Annotated in this window: 15 protein-coding genes; 11 read left to right on the forward strand and 4 right to left on the reverse strand. The window is 61.8% G+C overall.

The features are described 5' to 3' along the window. Nucleotides 1-9: 9 nt before the first annotated feature. On the reverse strand, nt 10-966 hold the full coding sequence (locus PSCI_RS25110; protein WP_052483521.1) for a hypothetical protein: 957 nt from the start codon (nt 964-966) through the stop codon (nt 10-12). Between the two features lie 370 nt (nt 967-1,336). On the opposite strand from PSCI_RS25110, the gene PSCI_RS25115 reads away from it, so the two are divergent. After that, nucleotides 1,337-3,478, forward strand: coding sequence for a TonB-dependent receptor (locus tag PSCI_RS25115; RefSeq protein ID WP_045492232.1), 2,142 nt, complete (start codon nt 1,337-1,339; stop codon nt 3,476-3,478). Between the two features lie 240 nt (nt 3,479-3,718). Here the strand turns inward: PSCI_RS25115 and PSCI_RS25120 are convergent, their stop codons facing one another. Continuing rightward, nucleotides 3,719-4,621, reverse strand: coding sequence for a DUF4214 domain-containing protein (locus PSCI_RS25120; RefSeq protein ID WP_045492234.1), 903 nt, complete (start codon nt 4,619-4,621; stop codon nt 3,719-3,721). Between the two features lie 300 nt (nt 4,622-4,921). Further along, nucleotides 4,922-5,176 (reverse strand): hypothetical protein, encoded by a 255-nt coding sequence (locus PSCI_RS25125; RefSeq protein WP_045492235.1) that lies wholly within the window; start codon nt 5,174-5,176, stop codon nt 4,922-4,924. A gap of 162 nt (nt 5,177-5,338) precedes the next feature. Here PSCI_RS25125 and PSCI_RS25130 point away from each other — a divergent pair, with 162 nt between their 5' ends. Continuing rightward, nucleotides 5,339-5,677, forward strand: coding sequence for an FKBP-type peptidyl-prolyl cis-trans isomerase (locus tag PSCI_RS25130; protein WP_045492236.1), 339 nt, complete (start codon nt 5,339-5,341; stop codon nt 5,675-5,677). A 5-nt stretch (nt 5,678-5,682) separates the two neighbouring features. Here PSCI_RS25130 and PSCI_RS25135 read toward each other — a convergent pair whose 3' ends face one another. Beyond that, nucleotides 5,683-6,171: a DUF3237 domain-containing protein gene (locus PSCI_RS25135; protein WP_045492238.1), complete on the reverse strand. Its 489-nt coding sequence runs from the start codon at nt 6,169-6,171 to the stop codon at nt 5,683-5,685. A gap of 117 nt (nt 6,172-6,288) precedes the next feature. Here PSCI_RS25135 and PSCI_RS25140 point away from each other — a divergent pair, with 117 nt between their 5' ends. The 9 genes from PSCI_RS25140 to PSCI_RS25180 all read left to right on the forward strand — a co-directional run bounded on the left by PSCI_RS25140 (nt 6,289) and on the right by PSCI_RS25180 (nt 18,807). Continuing rightward, nucleotides 6,289-7,950 (forward strand): tannase/feruloyl esterase family alpha/beta hydrolase, encoded by a 1,662-nt coding sequence (locus tag PSCI_RS25140; RefSeq protein ID WP_052483522.1) that lies wholly within the window; start codon nt 6,289-6,291, stop codon nt 7,948-7,950. A gap of 410 nt (nt 7,951-8,360) precedes the next feature. Continuing rightward, nucleotides 8,361-8,918: a nucleotidyltransferase family protein gene (locus PSCI_RS25145; RefSeq protein ID WP_045492240.1), complete on the forward strand. Its 558-nt coding sequence runs from the start codon at nt 8,361-8,363 to the stop codon at nt 8,916-8,918. 233 nt (nt 8,919-9,151) lie between these two features. Continuing rightward, nucleotides 9,152-10,150, forward strand: coding sequence for an ABC transporter substrate-binding protein (locus PSCI_RS25150; protein ID WP_045492242.1), 999 nt, complete (start codon nt 9,152-9,154; stop codon nt 10,148-10,150). Between the two features lie 236 nt (nt 10,151-10,386). Further along, nucleotides 10,387-12,939: a TonB-dependent receptor plug domain-containing protein gene (locus PSCI_RS25155; protein ID WP_045492244.1), complete on the forward strand. Its 2,553-nt coding sequence runs from the start codon at nt 10,387-10,389 to the stop codon at nt 12,937-12,939. Between the two features lie 72 nt (nt 12,940-13,011). Next, entirely contained in the window at nt 13,012-13,875 is an 864-nt protein-coding gene (locus PSCI_RS25160) for a TauD/TfdA dioxygenase family protein (RefSeq protein WP_045492246.1), read from the forward strand. After that, a complete protein-coding gene (locus PSCI_RS25165; protein ID WP_197540962.1) occupies nt 13,872-15,227 on the forward strand; it encodes an LLM class flavin-dependent oxidoreductase in 1,356 nt (451 codons plus the stop codon). Before PSCI_RS25160 ends, PSCI_RS25165 begins: the two co-directional genes overlap by 4 nt. Nucleotides 15,228-15,419: 192 nt before the next feature. After that, nucleotides 15,420-16,523 carry an LLM class flavin-dependent oxidoreductase gene (locus PSCI_RS25170; RefSeq protein ID WP_045492248.1) on the forward strand — a complete coding sequence of 368 codons (1,104 nt, stop codon included), beginning with the start codon at nt 15,420-15,422 and terminating at the stop codon, nt 16,521-16,523. A gap of 119 nt (nt 16,524-16,642) precedes the next feature. Beyond that, a complete protein-coding gene (locus tag PSCI_RS25175) occupies nt 16,643-17,989 on the forward strand; it encodes an LLM class flavin-dependent oxidoreductase (protein WP_045492251.1) in 1,347 nt (448 codons plus the stop codon). Next, the gene (locus PSCI_RS25180; protein ID WP_045492253.1) at nt 17,986-18,807 is read left to right on the forward strand and encodes an NADPH-dependent oxidoreductase; all 822 of its coding nucleotides are present in this window, start codon (nt 17,986-17,988) and stop codon (nt 18,805-18,807) included. The genes PSCI_RS25175 and PSCI_RS25180 overlap by 4 nt, the downstream gene beginning before the upstream one ends. Nucleotides 18,808-18,824 lie beyond the last annotated feature (17 nt).

The following is an 18,824-nucleotide window of genomic DNA, read 5'->3' on the forward strand; positions in this document are numbered from 1 at the left end:
TTCTGCACATCAGCAGGCCCAGTCCAGCTCCATCTTCACCAGGTCGATCTGGCCGTTGCCGCTACCGAAGTTGAAGCCGCCGAAATCCTCTTCGATCTCCAGATAGCGCGGGCCGAACTCCGGGTAGCCCTGCACCGGGAACATGGTCCCGCCAAGGTGATTGCGGGCATGCCAGCGCTCCAGATTCTGCGCCGTACCGGCATCGCTGAAACCCTGGATGTAACCGCTGTCCTTGCACTCCTCATCCCACTCGCGTGGCGGCTTGCCGACATTCGGGTCGTCCTCGCGCTGTTCGGCGCGGATGGCAAAGGCAGTGTCGATACCCGCCTCCCGGCCCTCACCGGGCAGCCACTCATAAGCATCGGAGCCTGGGTTACGCACTTTTTCATACCCCAGGTATTCGAAATAGCTGTGCTCAAGCCAACGTGGCGCCTTGCCCAGCAGCGGATTGCCGCTCAGTGCCGGCGGCTCGCACAACGCCGCGTCAAACTCGGCCTGGGTCAGCCAGATCGCCGCGTAATGGGTGCCGAGAATGTCACTCATGTCGAACTGCTTTGGGTGGCGCGCCTGCCGATGGGTCCAGAACGGCAGCAGATGCGCATCAGCCGGTGGTTCGTCAGCCAGAGGTGCGGCAAAGAATGCTTCGATAGCCTCACTGGACTCCAGCTCTTCGAACTGGTCATCGACGAACAGGCTCAACGCCACGAACGGCTCACCCTGGCCGCGATACTGCGCCGGCACATGCAGCGTGAAGGCGTGGCGCAACGGGTAACCGTAGACCGGACTCAGCGGCCATTGCGCCGGCGTGATGCCCGGCGGCCGGCCCAGGCTCCAGCCGCCGGCCCATGGCGCGCCACGGTCGGCTACTGGCAGGGGCTGTTGCGGGTCGCGCAGCAGATCCCAGGCGGTGGTCAGGGTCGGGTCAGCGAGCAGTTGAGGCGTTGCGCAGGAAGATGTGTCAGTCATGATCGAGCTTGCCTGGATGGTTACAGATGGCTATCAGACCACGGTCGTGGCGGTTTTATCAGCAGCCGGAGAAAATTCCAGCGCAGACTGATGCAGCAGGTATCGGAAGCAGCACGAATTAAATCAGATTAATTAATATTAAAATCAATAATAATTCTTAAAAAGCATGATTAGCTTATAGCCAAATATGCTTTCCTCGGCTTTTTTAAAAAGCATATCTTTTATCCAACCCGACCCCACGACATGGCGGAGGCCATGGACTTCTGTTGCCGCGTGTGGGGCGGGCGAACTGCCGCCGACTTTCCAGTGCCCGCCGCTCAGCAGTTTCCGACATCACGACCCCGATCGCTGCATGACAGGAAACGTATCAATGCCCAACATCCCTTATCCTTTGCAACCGCTGCTGCTGGCCATGACTCTGGGCGTCCCGGCGCTGGCCAGTGCTGCCGAAGAAGACCGTTTGCCCACGGTGACGGTCACCGCCGAACACCGCGAAGAAAACCTGCAAAAAACCCCGGTGGCGATCAGCGCCTTTGACCAGACCACCTTGCAGGACCAGCAAATCAACAACGTGCGTGACCTGTCTGGCAGGGTGCCGAACCTGACCCTGCCGCGTCAGTCGATTTCCTACAGCGCACAGACCTACGGGATCCGCGGGATCGGCGAGACCGACCCGATCCAGGAAGCGGCTGTTGCGGTGTATGCCGATGACCTGTACATCCCCCGCGCCATTTCATCGATGCTGGACTTCAACGATGTGGAACGGGTCGAGGTGTTGCGTGGCCCGCAAGGCACGCTGTACGGCCGCAATAGCGCGGCCGGGGCGATCCGGGTCATCACCCGTGACCCCGACCAGAGCAGCCGTGGTTTCTTCGAGCTGGGCGCCGGCAACTATGACGCGCGTAACGCTCGCCTGCTGGTCAGTGGCCCGCTGGTGGACAACACCCTGTATGGCAGCTTCTCGGCGATTCGCCTGACCCGCGACGGCACCGTGCACAACCGCACCACCGACAAGGACGTCAATAACGTCGACATCCAGAGTTATCGCGGCAAGCTGCGCTGGGCGCCGGATGAGTCGCCATGGGATGTGCAATTGACCCTGGCTGCCACCGTCGACCGTGGCGATACCACCAGCTACACGCCATTCAACGTGGCCAACGAGCACTATGACAAGTTCACCACCTACAACAGCCTGACGCCGAAGAACAAGCTCGACCAGGGCAGCGCCGTGCTGCGGGCGATCTACAGCATTGACGACAACCTATCGTTCAAATCTGTCACCGCCTGGTCCGAGTTCGACCAGCCGGTGGACTACGACAACTCCGGTAAAGCCAATAGCGGCAATGCCTCGCCGATCCAGAACAACCTGATCACCTACAAGCAGCGTTATGCGACCCAGGAGTTCCAACTCAATGGTGACTATGACCGCTTCAGCTACACCCTGGGCCTGTTCCTTTATAAAGAGCGCTTTCGTGCCGAGCGCGACAGCCTGACCTACTCGGTAGCGACCGACCGGGTCAACGCCAGCGGCCAGTACAGCACCACAGACACCGAAAGCTACGCGCTGTATGGCCAGAGCAATTACAAGCTGACCCCGCGCCTGTCGCTGACCACCGGGCTGCGCTACACCTACGAGCACAAGAACTTCGATTACCAGAACTACGCCATTACCCCGGCGCGGCAAATCACCGGCATCAACTTCAGTGCCGAACCCAGCGAGTCGTGGTCTTCGGTCAGCCCTAAAATTGGTCTGGAATACGCCTGGACCGATGATCTGATCCAGTACGGATATGTCGCCCGCGGCTTCAAGGCCGGCGGCTTCGACAACCGCGCCCCGACCCGGGTAGCGGCTGAACAGGGCTTTGACCCGGAGAACGTCACCACTTACGAAATCGGTTTCAAGGGCGACTTTGCCGACGGCCGCCTGCGCAGCAACCTCGCGTTCTTTTACAACGATTATGACGACCTGCAGACCAACGCCTGGGACCCGGCGATCAGCGCCAACCTGCGCACCAACGTCGGCAGCGCCCACACCTATGGTGTAGAACTGGAAAACACCGCACTGCTGACCCGCGACCTGCGCCTGACCGCTAACCTCGGTTACCTGAAAAGCCAGTACGACGACTTCCAGAATGCCAGTGGTCCGGGGGTAAGTGCCGACGGCAAGGAAATGATCTTCGCCCCCAAATGGAACGCCAGCCTGGGCCTGAGCTGGACGGTGCCGGTGAACCTGCCCGGCGCACTGGTGGCCAGCACCGATTATCAGTACCAGACCCGCTCATACGCCAACCCGCTCAACGCCGACATCTACGAGGTGCCGGCCCAGGGCTTCTGGAATGCGGCCACCAGCTACAGCAGCGGCGACGGGCACTGGACCACCACGGTTTCGGTGAAAAACATCCTCGACCGCGCCTATCCGCAAGGGGTGAGTTATTCAGCGGCGAGCAACACCTCGCACTACGTGATCAACGACCCACGCACCGTGCTGTTGAGCGTGCGGTACGATCTTTGATGCTACCGGGCCAATACGGGTCCATTAGCGTGGAGAGAGTGGCCGGCCGGCGCTCCGGCTACCGACCAACAGGCCAGTAGATTCGCAGCAGATGCAGTGATTTTACTGACCTGCTCGCGAGCAGAGCACCCTCCCACAAGGTGCCGAGTAAGCACAAAACCAATGCTCGGCACAAAACTGTGGGAGGCAGCTCTGCTGGCGAATGCAGCGCCCTGCGGGCCTGATTGAGCAGAAGTGGTATCAGCCCAGAATCGAAAACTCAAATCCGGTGCTAGTGATCGCAATGCCAGATATATCAATTGTCACCGTGTCCTTGTCAGTCACGGTGAAAATGCTTCGTGTCGCACCATCGCCGACGTTGAGGACGTTTACATCCTTAAAGTCTTTGAACACATTATTGGCATCTACGATGCTCAAGATCGTGCCCCCCAACTGAATCGAGGCCCCCACAGGCATGTCGGCGTATATCTTCAAGCGGGTGCCATTCACGTCGAGCTTGATCTGATTGAACGAATTCGGGATGTCCCACTCATCTCCTGAGCCGACCGTAAAGGTAGCCAGCGTTGTATCGTCCGTTGAAAAAGCGCCCAGCGTACGGCCTTCAAAACTGATCGCTTTAGGCGTTGCTGGCGCAACGACGGGATTATCAAAGTAATTATTGATCGCCTGTGCCACGGTCAGTGAGCCTGCGTCACTGGTGACGTAGGTCAACATTGCCTTGGCGTAGACAAGATTGTTTCCAGACACTGACGCCGCGAACTTCTGACCGACCTCAAGCTTGTTTTGCAGCAATTGCTGGTCACTGCCGGTGCCATTCACGATCGCATCGATAAACTCGTGAATCATGATGGCGCGATCCTGCAAACTATCCAGACGCCCCTGCCAATACTGGCCACCCCCAATATCGGGGGTGCGACTCAATGTGTTCTGGTACAGGCTATTCAACAGCCCCTGATCAGTGATGTCAGGTCCAACCATCAAAGTCGCTTCTTTACTGAGCAAAAAACTGCCAATGACCTCATCGAAGGTCAAACCTGCATCCATCTGCGCATTCCAATAAGCCAGCCCGCCTTTATCAGGGGCGCGTCCGAAGGCGGCCACATACAGAGCGGTTATGGACTGGGAATTATCGAGAGCGGCCATGAGCGTTCCTTGGTGGTTTTTATTAGAGTAGGAACCCATTCTGCCACTATCACCTGTGCCTCAGGAATACCTATCCGGTTGACGACTCATGATGAGAGGACGGTAGCGAGTCCGGGGCGAGCTCCTCACGATCCGCAATAGCTGGCTCATCGGTGGCCGGTAACCGGTCAGGGTCACCGGGCCACTGAGGATCAGCGTCGGGCAGATCAAGAGGTGCAGGCTCCAGCGGCTGATCAACAGGCAGCGTAGCCGCGTGGTCAGCACTCTGATCGGTCGCATCTGCGTCACTTGTCATGGCATCTACTGCGCATCGATCTGGCTATCGGTATCGGCACCGCCATTTCTGCGCTGGGTCTGGGCGTCCTGATCCGAGCCTGGATTGCCGGGCGGCGGGCTCCAGTCGACGGGCCTTTTTTCAGCGCCATGTTCATCAACGCCCTGATGCGGCTCGGAAGCGGTCTGCTCCAGGCCAGAACCATGCCCTTCCCCGGTATCAGCGACCCTTTCCGCAGGGTCCGGATATGCACTTTGCGGTCCGTTGTGTTCGATGGTCATGATGGCTCTCCTGTCTGGGCACAGAACGTCTGCGCATACAGGTCAGAGAAAGTCGCCGGTAATGAAGTGCAGCGCAGCCGACGAGCGGCAGACGGCCACTTGCGCCGCAGGGCGTTTCCTGCGAAAAAGCCCGCCCTTTCTTTGTTCATAACGAGCACCCGCATGAGCGATACCCTGCAAATCACCGACCTGCATGAAGGCGACGGCAAGGCCGTGGTCAAGGGCGCCCTGATCACCACGCACTACACCGGCTGGCTGGCCGACGGCACGGTGTTCGACTCATCCGCCGAACGCGGCAAGCCGTTTCAGTGTGTGATCGGCACCGGTCGGGTCATCAAGGGCTGGGATCAAGGCCTGATGGGCATGCGCGTCGGCGGCAAGCGCAAACTGCGGGTGCCGGCGGCGCTGGGTTATGGCGACCGCAAGGTCGGCAGTATCCCGCCAGGCTCGGATCTGACCTTTGAGATCGAACTGCTGGAAGTGCTGACCCGCGACGACTGAGGGGTTCAGTAAATCCGGTAAGCCTTGATCGACACCGCATTGCGCGCCGGTCGCAGGCTGGTCAGGGTGCCGATGAACAGTGACTGGTTAAGCCACTCGTAACGGCCTTTGGGCGCATCGACGGTGATGCGCGAAAACGCATAGCGCTCGGCGCCTTCGCCGCGCACCAGCACCTGATTGCGCACGCTGAGGATCACCCCGTCGTCGGTCTGCATCTCGTAGATCGCGTCCAGCTCGCGCACGCCGTCGCTGCGGATCAACTGCCGGTCAGCGCCGCCCGCCAGCACCTTGCCGGCCAGGCCTTTACCGTGAAACTCACCGCCAGCAATCGGCACCATGCGCCGCTCGCCCAGCGGTCCCTGTCCGAGACTGACCGCAGGTTCGATATCGACGATGGCCTCATAAACCAGCTCGCTGCGCGGTGGCGCGCTTTCAGCGGCATGGGCCTGGTGGGCGGCAAACAAGGCAAGCGACAGAACGATGGCATGACGCATGGAGAAACTCCGTTTTTTTGTTGTAGGTAAGGAAAAGCTTGACCGGGCATTTAGTTAATACTATTAACTTTATAGCTCGTCTTTCCCAACTACCACAACAAGCAAAGGGAATTCTTAATGTCATTGGTTACTCGCCTTACCTTCTGCAGCCTGCCGCTTTTCGCTTTTCCGGTTGTCGCTCAGGCGGCCAGCGACGCCTGCGCCGGGCTCGCCAGTAACGATCCGCAGGTGCAACTGCTCAAGACCCTCAATGTGCCCGCCGGTGAAATCCCCAAAGCCAACCCCGGCCGCGCCGCACTGACCGGCCAGGCCCTGTCCAAAGCCGCGATGCCGGCCCATTGCCTGGTTGAGGGGCTGATCAACCCGCGTCAGGGCAGCGACGGCCAGGCGTACGGCATTCGCTTCGAGCTGCGCATGCCGCAGGACTGGAACGGCCGCTTTCTGTTCCAGGGCGGTGGCGGCATGGACGGGGTGGTGAACCAGGCGCTGGGCGCCATTCCGTTTCGCGGCGCCAGCGCCCTGCCCGCGCTCAACCGTGGCTATGCGGTGGTGGCCACCGATTCCGGGCATGCGGGCAAAGACAGCAGTGATGCGCGTTTCGGCCTCGACCAGCAGGCGCGGCTGGACTACGCCTACGCGGCCATCGGCCAGGTAACCCGCCAGGCCAAACAGCTGCTGGCCGAGCATTACGGGCGTGGCCCCGAGCACAGTGTGTTCATGGGCTGCTCCAATGGCGGGCGGGCGGCGTTAATGGCCGCGCAACGCTTCCCGACCGAGTTCGACGGCATCATTGCCGGCAACCCCGGCCTGCGCCTGTCGCGCGCCGCCGTGGCACAGGCCTGGGACACCCGCGCTCTGGAAGCCGCCGCACCGCGCACCGCTGCCGGTGAGCCGATCCTCGCCCAATCCCTGACCCGTGACGACATGAGCCTGGTCAGCCGCAAGGTGCTGGAACGCTGCGATGCGCTGGACGGTGCCCGCGACGGCAGCATTGATGCCATGAGCCAGTGCCGCTTCGACCCCGCTGACCTGCAATGCACCGCTGACGGCCAGGGCCAGTGCCTGTCGGCCGCCAAGGTCCAGGCTTTGCGCACGGTGTTCGACGGCGCCAAAGACAGCCAGGGCCGCAGCTTGTACGCCAACTGGCCGTGGGATGCCGGGATTGCCAGCGATGGCTGGCGAGCCTGGAAGCTGGGCACCTCGCAAACCGGCCAGCCCAACGCGCGTAACGCCACCCTGACGCCCAACTCGCTGGGCTATTACTTCATGACCCCGCCCAACCCCAACCTGACCCTGGCTGAAGTGGACTTCGACCAGGCAGCCGCCGCCGTGGCAGAAACCGGCGCCATCAACGACCCGACCGGCACTCAGCTGTCGAGCTTCATCACCAATGGCGGCAAGCTGATCGTGATCCACGGCAACAGTGACCCGGTGTTCTCGGCCAACGACCTGCGTCATTACTGGCACCGTCTGGCGCGTGACAACGGCGGCCAGCAACCGCTCGGCCAGTGGGCACGGCTGTTCATGGTGCCGGGTATGGCGCACTGCGGCGATGGCCCGGCGCTGGACAACTTCGATCCGTTACAGGCCTTGCAAGACTGGCAAGACCACAACACACCACCGCAGCAGTTGATAGCCACCGGCAACGCCTTCCCCGGCCGCAGCCGGCCGCTGTGCCCCTACCCGCTCGAAGCCCGCTACAGCGGCCAGGGCGATCTGCAGAACGCTGAGTCCTTTACCTGCAGCTTGCCGGATACTCAGCAACATGCCGTCCGTTAGACGTGCAGACCAAAAAACTGTCGATATAGCAAAAGGCTTACACAGGATAGCGAACAATTGCCATTTGCCTGCATGGCCGACACGCCTATATTTGGATCCAACCACTGGTGAACAGGAAGCTCACCAGGATCAAGGATGATCGACCGTGAAAGGATACTGCTGACAGGGAGTTGGAACGGTATGGACAAAGAACCCGCTTCGGCGGGTTTTTTATGCGTGCGGCAAAAGTCTCTGCTTCCCCCATGACAATGCCTCGCCAAATGGACCCGCACGGCGAGCGAATGACAGAGCCAGCATGACCGGACTATCTCCCTCGTTCGTGCCGCAGCAGTCGCCGCAGAGCGGCCTCCCACATCCGTTGACTGCAATCTCGGGTAACCTCGGCTGATCCACACCAACCGAAAACACGCATGTCTTTGACCCACCAGCAACTGATAGCCATAGCCTCAAACGATCCGGTGAATGCCGAGCTGATCCGGCGCTTGCCCGAACTGGGTCTGGAGCAATGCGCATTGGTTGCCGGTTGTCTGTTCCAGGCCGTGTGGAATCAGCGCTCAGGGCTGGCGCCGGGCTGGGGAATCAAGGACTACGACGTGTTCTACTTCGACACAGACCTGTCGTGGGAAGCCGAAGACGCGGTGATTCAGCGAGCCGGAATTCTGTTCAAGGATCTTGATGCAACCATCGAATTCAAGAACCAGGCCCGGGTTCATCTCTGGTACGGCGAGCATTTCGCCAGGCCTTACCCACAGTTGCAATCTACCCGCGACGGTATTGATCGTTACCTGATCGCCGGGACCTGCGTAGGGCTTGAACTCGACAGCGGCGAACTCTATGCGCCTTACGGGCTGGACGATATCGACCAGGGACTGCTGCGCATCAACCCACTGAATACCGAAGCGGAACTGTTTGCCAACAAGGCCAGCAGCTACCAGGCACGCTGGCCCTGGCTGCGCGTCGTGGACTGAGTCTGAGCAACAGACACAGATGACGCATGGCAGATAGCCAACCCAAAGACATACAAATATCTGATTATTAAAAAATCAATAGATAACCATTTTTCATAATTAGCTTAGAGCGAAAAAGACTTTCACAGTCATTTCTTATAGGGATAAGGTCTGATCCATACCCGACCCCTTTCCTGGTGGAGGCCATTGCCACGATTGATCCAGGACCTTGCGGCCCTGGTCAGGAGCCCTCTATGCCAACCCGTTCCCTGCTCGCCTCGCTGATTGGCACCGCCCTGCTTGGCGGCTCTTTGCTGTTCAGCACTCTGAGCCAGGCCGCCGACCTCGCGCCATTGAAAGTCGCCAACCAGAAATCTTCATACAAGTTGCTGTTGCAGGCGGCCGGTGAACTCAAGGATGTGCCCTACACCATCGAGTTTTCCGAGTTTCCGGCCGCCGCGCCGCTGGGCGAAGCCCTGAACGCCGGGGCGGTGGATGTCGGCGGGCTGGGCGATGCGCCTTACGTGTTTGCGCTCGGAGCCGGGTCGCCGTTGAAGGTGGTCAGCATTACCCACGCCGATGGACGCTTCTCGACTTCGATTCTGGTGCCCAAGGATTCACCACTGAAAACCGCTGCGGATCTCAAAGGCAAGCGGGTGGTGACCAACCGTGGTTCCATCGGCCACTTTCTGGTGATCAAGGCGCTGCGCGATGCCGGGCTGCAAAGCTCGGACGTCACCTTCGTCAACCTGTTGCCCAGCGATGCCCGCAGCGCGCTGGAAAGCGGCAACGCCGATGCCTGGTCGACCTGGGATCCCTACACCACCATCGCCATCACCCAGAACGGCGCACGCATTCTGCGCAAGGGTGACGACCTGCTGACCAACCACCTGTACACCGCCGCGACCAGCAAGGCGATTGCCGAAAAACGCGTGCAGCTCGATGATTTTGTGCAACGTCTGGACCGCGCCTGGGCCTGGGCCAACCAGCATCCCAAGGAGTACGCCCAGGCTCAGGCGAAGGTCACCGGGCTGCCGCTGGAAGTGCACCTGGCCAGCGCCGAGGCCACGGATTTCCAGAAGGTCGCGATTACCGACCAGGTGGTCGCCAACCTGCAGCAAACCGCCGACATCTACCGCGAGGAAGGCATTCTCAGCAAGCCGGTGGACGTCTCCAAAGGGTTCGATCCGAGCTTCAATACCGTGCGCGGTTTGCCCGCAGCGGCGGCGTTAGCCGCAATACCGTCCAGATAAGCCCTACGGACCCTGTGGGAGCGAGCCTGGTCTGGGCGGCATACCGACGAAGAGGCCAGTAAGTCGCAGCCTCTACTGCGAATGTGCCGCCGTCTTGGCTGAGCAACCGGAGCGTCGGCCGGCCACTCCCGCAGGTCTAATCGAACGGTATTGGTTTTAGCAGCCAGGCGGTATTAGCGGCTAACACGGAGCCCCGCCCGGCCGCTCCTACGATGCCCCCCATAAGGACATGTTCCATGAATGCATACACCCGTCTGCAGTCAGGCCCACGCTCGCCCGCGTTTTGCGGTCTGCTGCTGTGTGGCCTGGCCAGTGCAGTCCAGGCTGCCGACGCCGACACCGTGTTGGGCACGGTGTCGGTGATTTCCACCGGCACCCGTGGCAACACCCTGACCGTCGCCGAGAGCCCGTCGCCGATCGATATCATCAGCGGCGAGCAGATCCGCAAGACCGGCAAGGCCAGCCTGCGTGAAGCGCTGGGCAAGATCGTGCCGTCGTTCAGTGCACCGGCCCAGGCCGGTGGCGGGACCTCTTCGTCGGTGCGGCCGGTGTCGATCCGTGGTCTGTCCGGGGATCATCTGCTGGTGCTGGTCAACGGCAAGCGGCGCCACAACACCGCCGTGTACAACAACTTTGCGCGCATCGCCAGCGGCAGCGTGCCGGTGGATCTGGACCTGATTCCCACCGCCGCCATCGAGCGCATCGAACTGCTGCGCGACGGCGCGTCGGCGCAGTATGGCTCCGATGCGATTGCCGGGGTGCTGAACATCATCCTCAAAAGCCAGGCCGAAGGTGGCAGCGCCAGCGTCACCACCGGTCAGCAGCAAGACAAGCCCGGCGACCTGGTACAAACCGCGCTCAATGGCGGCTTCGCGCTGGGCCAGAACGGTGGGTTCTTCAACACCTCACTGGACATTCGCCTGCAAGGCCCATCCTATGCCGCAGGCGATGCTCAAGGCGCCTGGTATTACCCGGTACTCAATGGCCAGTCAGTGCCGTTCGGCACCCCAGGTGCCAGCCCCGACCCACGGGAAGGCTCGGTGGACCGACTGCTGGAGAAAGGCTATGGCCGCTCCAACCGCGACGAGGTCTATAACCTGTCGTACAACGCCGAACTGCCGATTCACGACAACCTCAAGCTGTATTCGTTTTCGACCTACAGCGACCGGACGATTGTCGACACCCGCGGCAGCTTTCGGGCGACCAATCTGGGCTCGATCCCGCAGATCGTCCCCGACGGCTTTCATGCCCAGCGGCTGATCGACGAGCAGGACTTTCAGGTCGCGTTCGGCGGCAAGGGCGATGTCGGCGGCTGGGGTTACGACCTGAGCACCACCTATGGCAAGGACGACGTACGGCTCGGTGCGCAGAACACCCTCAACTCGTCCATCGGCCCCACCAGCAAGACTGACTTCTACCTCGGCTCGCTGGAGTTCGAGCAGTGGACCAGTAACCTGGATTTCACCCGGCCATTCGACATCGGCCTGCCCAGACCGCTGCAGTTTTCAGCCGGGGTCGAGCACCGTTGGGAAAAGTATGTGCAAGGTGCCGGCGAGCCGGACTCCTACCGCGACGGCGGTTATGTGTACCCGGCCGGTCATCCGCGTGCCGGGCAACGCCCTACCGCCGGGCTGCAATCGTTTACCGGCACCTCGGTGGTGGATGCCGGTTCCCCGGACCGCGACAGCGTGGCCTTCTATCTGGACGCCGGCACCAATCTGACCGAGAAGCTCTACACCAGCGCGGCGTTTCGCTTCGAGCACTACGACGACAGCTCGGGCAACACCGCCAGCGGCAAGCTGTCGAGCCGCTATGAACTGGCGCCCGGCCTGGCGTTGCGCGGCACCTTCAATACCGGCTTTCGGGCACCGTCGCTGGCCCAGCAGACCTTCTCGGTGACCCAGAACACCGCGACCCTGCTGCCCGATGGCACCACCCAGTTACTCCTGGCCCGCTACCTGCCGCCAAGTAGCACCGCTGCCCAGGCGCTGGGGGCGCGGGATCTGGAGCCGGAGAAATCCACCAACTTCAGCGTCGGCCTGTCGTGGGAGCCAACCCGCAATGCACGGGTGACGCTGGACGCCTACCGCATCGAGATCAAAGACCGCATCGTCAAGAGCGAGATCATCCGCGACACCGGCACCTCGAGCCGGGTGCGCGACACCCTGGCCTCGCTGGGCATCAACGATTTGTACTCGGCGCAATACAACATGAACGGCGTCGACACCCGCACCGACGGTATCGATCTGGTCAGCGAGTTGCACAGTGACTACGGCCGCTTCGGTACGGTGCGCTGGTCGGCGCAATACAGCTACAACCGCACCACCCTCGAAGGCATCAAGCGCAACGGCACCGTCGACAGCCTGCTGGGTAGCAATTATGTGATTTTCGGTCATCAGGCGCAGACCGACCTGACCGAGGGCTCGCCGCGCGACAAGCTGGTGTTGGGCGGTCACTGGAAGGTCGGAGATTTCATCACCGACCTGCAAGTGAGCCGCTACGGCAAGTACACCGAGGCCGGCACCAGCGCCGCCGCCGATCAGCGTTTCGGCGCCAAGTGGATCACCGATCTGGACGTGACCTACCTGCTGACCGACAACATTTCTCTGTCGCTGGGCGCCAACAACCTGTTCGGCGTACGCCCCGACAAACAGGACCCGACCCCGACCGCCACCGGGTTGGGCAGCAGCAACCCCACCGAGATCAACAACCCCGACGCCTACGGCAGCTTCAGCCCGTACGGGCTGAACGGCGCGTTCTATTACGCGCGGGTTTCGTATGACTGGTAAGCGTCAGTGATTGCTTCGCGGCTAAAGCCGCTCCTGCCACCGCTATTACCGTAACCACAAGAGGACTACAGCATGCCCGCAGAAAACGTTGTATCCATCACTCCACCGCTCAGCGTAAAGCCGCTGGAACCCACTGTCGGGGCCGAGATCAGCGGTATTGATTTGAGTCGCCCGCTGAGTGCTCAGCAACGTGACGAGGTCCACGCGCTGATCCTCAAGCACAAGGTGCTGTTCTTCCGCGACCAGCACATCAACAGCGAACAGCAGATCGCCTTTGCCCGGCAGTTCGGTGAACTGTACGAGCACCCGACCACCAAGAAGCAGGACCACAGCAAGCCCCAGGCCCATCTGATCCTCGCCAGGGAGGCTCGCGAAGCCTACGGCAATGCGCCCAAGGGCCGGTGGCACACCGACACCAGCTGGATGCTCAAGCCGACCTGGGGCGCGGTGTTGCGCGCGGTGGCGTTGCCCGAGCTGGGCGGCGATACGGTATGGGCCGATGCCGGCCTGGTGTATCGCGGGCTATCTGATGAACTCAAAGCGCGCATCGACAACCTGTACGTGACGCATAACTTCAAGTCGTCGCTGGACAAGGTCGGCTATGCCTATCCGATCCTCGCTCACCCGCTGGTGCGCACCCATCCTGAAACAGGCGAAGACGCGATCTTCATCAACTTCTCGATGTCGCCGCAGTTTATCGGCTGGTCGGTAGAAGACAGCAAAGCGCTGGTCGCCGAACTGCTCAAGGAATTCAGCAACCCCGAATACCAGGTGCGCTTCAAGTGGACTCCCGGCACCGTGGTGTTCTGGGACAACCGCGCCCTGCTGCACTACCCGGTCTACAACTACGGCGAATTCGAGCGGGTGATGGAACGGGTGCTGATTGCCGATAACGATATCCCGCACCGGGTGCGCAAGCCTGAGGCGGCGCAATGACCCAGCCACCGGTAAATCGCCAATTGCACCTGGCGCTGTTCGTCAGCCACGCTGGCACGCATCTGGCGGGCTGGCGTTTGCCGGAGGCAGAAACCGGCAATGCGCTGGACATCCGCTGGTATCAGCAGCTTGCGCAAAAGGCCGAGGCGGCCAGGCTGGATATGCTGTTTGTCGCCGACAAACTGGCGCTGGACGATATTCATGGCGGCTCGTTCGACGCCGCCGTGAGCTGGCGACCGAATGGCTCACCGGAACCGCTGGCGCTGCTTTCGGCACTGAGCGTGCTGACCTCGCACATTGGCCTGGGCGCGACCATTTCCACCAGCTACCACCAGCCGTACCACGCGGCCCGCCAGTTCGCCACCCTGGACCACTTCAGCGGCGGCCGCGCGGCATGGAACGCGGTGACCTCGGTCAACGACGGTGAGGCGCGCAACTTCGGCTTCGACCAGCACCTGGGCCATGCCGAGCGTTATGCCAAGGCGGCCGAGTTTCTCGATGTGGTGCGCGGGCTGTGGGACAGCTGGCAAGACGAGGCGATTGTTGCGGACAAGGCCAGCGGTCGTTATGCCGACGCCAGCAAGCTGCACTACCTGAACCACGACGGTGAGCACTTCAAAGTGCGCGGGCCGTTGAACCTGCCGCGCCCGCCGCAGGGCCACCCGGTGCTGATCCAGGCTGGCGTATCGGCTGCGTTCCAGTCGCTGGCCGCGCAAAACGCCGAGGTGGTGTTCCCGGTGCAATCGACGCTGGAAAAGGCCCAGGCGTTCTACCGTATCTTCAAGCAACAGGTGGTGGATGCCGGACGCCAGCCAGACGATGTGAAGGTGCTGCCGGGCCTGTACCCGATCATTGCCGACACCGACCAGCAGGCCCATGAACTGGCCGCACGACTGGACGAATCAATCCTGCCCATCGCCGGCCTGGCGTTCATGTCGGCAAGCATGAACTACGACCTCGCCCGGCACGACCCGACCGCGCCGGTGCCCGACATCCGCGAGCAGATTCGCGGCAGCAAGGGCCGCTTCGACGTGGTGATCGGCAATGCCATCGAAGCCGGCTGGACGCTCGAACAACTGGGCCGCTGGTATGCCTCCAGCCTGGCCTTCGCCAAATTCATCGGCTCGCCGCAAACAGTGGCCGACCAGATGCAGCAGTGGCTGGAACAGAACGCTGCCGACGGCTTCGTGATCATGGCCCCGTACATGCCCGGCGGTGCCGAGCGTTTTCTTGAACAGGTGGTGCCCGAGCTGCAACGCCGCGGGTTATTTCGTACCGAGTATCAAGGCACGACGTTACGAGAACACCTTGGCTTACGAAAACCACAACGGCTGAATAGAGCCAGCCAATAAATAACCATTGAAAATAATATAACGATATTTTTATACGTTCTTTGCATATAAAAACCACCCCTCCTAGTATCGCCCTATTGCCCTGACGTGCATCACGACGCCGCTCCATGCAGAGCGGCGCCCACGGCGCCTCTGAAAACGCAGACAGTTTTGCGAGGCCCCATCCACCGGATCAACAGGAGTTTACCCACCATGAGTCTCGAATTTATCGGCCTGATCGGCCCTCAGGAAGGCAGCGAATCACAGGCACCGCGTGGTCCGGTGGTGGACGTGGCGTTCGTCAAGGCATTGGCCCAGGCCCAGGAATACGGCGGTTTCGACAAAGCCTTGCTGGCGGTCAGCACCAGCTCTGCCGACTCGATGATTCTCGCCAGTTATGCGGCGGCCGTGACCGACAAGCTTGGCCTGCTGGTCGCCCACCGGCCGGGCTTTCAGGCACCGACCTTCGCAGCCCGGCAGTTTGCGACCCTGGATCACCTGAGCAATGGCCGCGCCTCGATCAACGTGATCACTGGTGGCGACAGCGGCGACCTGCAACGCGACGGCGACTTCCTCGACAAGGACGCCCGCTATGCTCGCACCGACGAATACCTGGAGGTGGTGCGCAAGACCTGGACCGGCACCCAACCGTTCGATCATCAGGGCGAACACTACCGCGTCGAAGACAACCTGACCCTGGTCAAGCCGCTGCAAAAGCCCCACCTGCCGATCTACTTCTCGGGCGCCTCCGATGCCGCCGTGGAAGTCGCCGCCAAGCACGCCGACGTGTACATGATGTGGGGCGAGCCGCTGGAGCAGGTGCGCGAGCGCATTGCCAAAGTGCGCAAGGCCGCCGCCAAATATGGCCGCGAGCAACACATTCGTTTCAGCCTGTCGCTGCGGCCGATTCTGGGCGGCACCGAAGCCGAAGCCTGGGCCCGCGCCGAGCGCATTCTGGAAGACGCCCGGCATCTGCATCACCTGCGCCAGGGCAAGCGCCGCGACAAGGTCGGCATCAACAATATCGGCTCGGCGCGGCTGGTCGAACTGGCCAGCCAGCGCAAGGTGCACGACAAACGCCTGTGGACCGAAATCGCCGCGCTGACCGGCGCGGCCGGCAACTCCACCTCGCTGGTCGGCACCGCCGATCAGGTTGCCGAGGCGGCGCTGGATTACTACAACGCCGGTATCACTACTTTTCTGTTCCGCGGCTTCGAGCAACTGCGCGATGCCGCCGAGTATGGCCAGGACCTGCTGCCCCGCATCCGCGCACGGGTCACCCAACAAGGTTCGGCGAAGACCGCCCACGCCGGCTGATTGATCTCCTCTGGCAGTGCTGCGCACTGCAATCGCCGACAGAGCCGCCTCCCACTGGCTATGTGGGAGGCGGCTCTGCCGGCGACAAGGCCAGTAAACCGATATAAAGGACTCTGATCATGTCTCAACGTCAACTGCATCTGGGCGCCATCCTCACCGGCGTCGGCACCAGCCAGCATGAATGGCTGCACCCGGAAATCCCTGGCGACGCCAGCATCGATATCGACTGGTACAAACAGCAGGCCCGTGCGGCCGAAGCGGCGAAGTTCGACTTTGTGTTCATCGTCGACAGCCCGTATATCACCCCCGACTCCGCACCGCATTTTCTCAACCGCCTGGAACCGCTGACCCTGCTCTCGGCGCTGGCCGGCGCCACCGACAAGATTGGCCTGGTGGCGACCCTGACCACCTCTTACACAGAACCCTTCAACGTGGCGCGCCAGTTCGGTTCGCTGGACCAGATCAGCCGCGGCCGGGCCGGCTGGAACGTGGTGACCACAGGTCTTGAAGGCGCTGCCGGCAACTTCGGTCGTGAGCAGCACATCGACCACGGCGAGCGTTACCGCCGGGCCCACGAACATGTGGCGGTGGTGCAAGGACTGTGGGACTCCTATGAGGACGATGCCTTCCCGCGTGACAAAGCCGCCAAGCGCTTCATCGACCCGGACAAACAGCATCGCCTCGACCATCAGGGTGAGTTCTTCTCGGTCACCGGGCCGCTGAACATCTCCCGCTCGCCGCAGGGCCAGCCGGTGATTTTCCAGGCTGGGGTGTCGGAGTCCGGGCGCGGCCTGGCGGCTTCGATTGCCGAGGGCATCTTTGCCGGCGTCGATAACTTCGAAGATGCTCAGGAGTACTACGCCGACATCAAGCGTCGTGCCGCTGCGGCAGGGCGTAATCCTGAGCAGGTGCTGCTGTTTCCCGGCATCGACCCGATCATTGCTGATACTGACGAACAGGCCCAGGCCATCGAGCGGGCGCGCAAGGGTGAGCTGGACCTGAACAAGGCGCTGATTCAGTTGGGCCGGCCATTCAACTATCACGACTTCAGCCAGTATGACCTCGACGGGCCGTTCCCGGATCTGGGTGAGCTGGGCAGCAACGGTTATCGCGGCCATGCCGAGCGCATCAAGCGCGTGGCCCGCGAGCAGAACCTCAGCGTGCGCCAGGCGGCGCTGCGTTTCGGCCAGCCCTATTCCAGTTTTGTCGGTTCACCGCTGACTGTCGCCAACGAGATCGAACGCTGGTTCCGCGAAGGCGCAGTCGACGGCTTCAACATTCATGTCGGCGCACCGAGCGACTTCGCCCGCTTCACCAACGAGGTATTGCCAATCCTGCGCGAGCGCGGGCTGTTTCGCGACGACTACCGGCACAGCACCCTGCGTGGCCATCTGGGCCTGACGGTGCCACAGAACCGGCATGCCCTGGCCGCTCAGGCCGAACACACCATTGGAGAACCGGCATGAGTACTGTGCAAAGCCTGTGGCAACAACGCTATCGCCAGGCCGATGACTACGCCCCGGCGTTAGCCAACCCGGTGATCGAAGCCCTGCTCGGCCATCGCAGCGTGCGGCAGTATCTGGATACACCGTTGCCCGAGGGCACCCTGGAAACCTTGCTGGCCGCTGCGCAATCAGCGTCAAGTTCGTCCAACCTGCAGGCCTGGAGTCTGCTGGCGGTGCAAGACCCGGCGCGCAAGGCGCGTCTGGCAACGCTGGCCAATGATCAGCAGCACATTCGTCAGGCGCCGCTGTTTCTGGTCTGGCTGGCCGACTTCTCACGCGCCCAGCGGATTGCTGACGTGCAGGGTCTGGAGCTGGAAGTACCGGCCTTGCTCGACAGCCTGCTGGTCGGCAGCCTGGATGCGGCCCTGGCTGCGCAGAACGCGGTGGTCGCAGCCGAATCGCTGGGCCTGGGCACGGTGTACATCGGTGCGCTGCGCAATAACCTGCAGGCGGTGATCGATGAGTTGCAACTGCCGCCGCTGGTGTTTCCGGTGTTCGGTCTGGTGGTCGGGCATCCCGACCCGGCACGCCCGGCAGCGATCAAGCCACGCCTGCCGCAACCTGTGGTGCTGCACCGCGAGACCTATACCATTGCCGACGATGAGCAGCAACGCATCAGCGGCTACGAAGCGCTGGCCGGCGCGTTTGCCCGCGAGCAGGGACAGACCACGCCGTCCTGGAGCGAGCAGGTGCTCAATCGCCTGAAAAGCATTGAGGCGCTGCATGGCCGCGAGCGTATCGCCGAGACTTTACGCGGCCAGAAGCTGGCCCTTCGTTGATTACTGGTGAGTGAGTC

The organism is Pseudomonas sp. StFLB209 (assembly GCF_000829415.1).
Taxonomy (GTDB): Bacteria; Pseudomonadota; Gammaproteobacteria; order Pseudomonadales; family Pseudomonadaceae; genus Aquipseudomonas.

Coding starts and splice junctions, on each gene's coding strand:
- PSCI_RS25110 (WP_052483521.1), bottom strand. CDS start 966: ATGACTGACACATCTTCCTGCGCAACGCCTCAACTGCTCGCTGACCCG.
- PSCI_RS25115 (WP_045492232.1), top strand. CDS start 1,337: ATGCCCAACATCCCTTATCCTTTGCAACCGCTGCTGCTGGCCATGACT.
- PSCI_RS25120 (WP_045492234.1), bottom strand. CDS start 4,621: ATGGCCGCTCTCGATAATTCCCAGTCCATAACCGCTCTGTATGTGGCC.
- PSCI_RS25125 (WP_045492235.1), bottom strand. CDS start 5,176: ATGACCATCGAACACAACGGACCGCAAAGTGCATATCCGGACCCTGCG.
- PSCI_RS25130 (WP_045492236.1), top strand. CDS start 5,339: ATGAGCGATACCCTGCAAATCACCGACCTGCATGAAGGCGACGGCAAG.
- PSCI_RS25135 (WP_045492238.1), bottom strand. CDS start 6,171: ATGCGTCATGCCATCGTTCTGTCGCTTGCCTTGTTTGCCGCCCACCAG.
- PSCI_RS25140 (WP_052483522.1), top strand. CDS start 6,289: ATGTCATTGGTTACTCGCCTTACCTTCTGCAGCCTGCCGCTTTTCGCT.
- PSCI_RS25145 (WP_045492240.1), top strand. CDS start 8,361: ATGTCTTTGACCCACCAGCAACTGATAGCCATAGCCTCAAACGATCCG.
- PSCI_RS25150 (WP_045492242.1), top strand. CDS start 9,152: ATGCCAACCCGTTCCCTGCTCGCCTCGCTGATTGGCACCGCCCTGCTT.
- PSCI_RS25155 (WP_045492244.1), top strand. CDS start 10,387: ATGAATGCATACACCCGTCTGCAGTCAGGCCCACGCTCGCCCGCGTTT.
- PSCI_RS25160 (WP_045492246.1), top strand. CDS start 13,012: ATGCCCGCAGAAAACGTTGTATCCATCACTCCACCGCTCAGCGTAAAG.
- PSCI_RS25165 (WP_197540962.1), top strand. CDS start 13,872: ATGACCCAGCCACCGGTAAATCGCCAATTGCACCTGGCGCTGTTCGTC.
- PSCI_RS25170 (WP_045492248.1), top strand. CDS start 15,420: ATGAGTCTCGAATTTATCGGCCTGATCGGCCCTCAGGAAGGCAGCGAA.
- PSCI_RS25175 (WP_045492251.1), top strand. CDS start 16,643: ATGTCTCAACGTCAACTGCATCTGGGCGCCATCCTCACCGGCGTCGGC.
- PSCI_RS25180 (WP_045492253.1), top strand. CDS start 17,986: ATGAGTACTGTGCAAAGCCTGTGGCAACAACGCTATCGCCAGGCCGAT.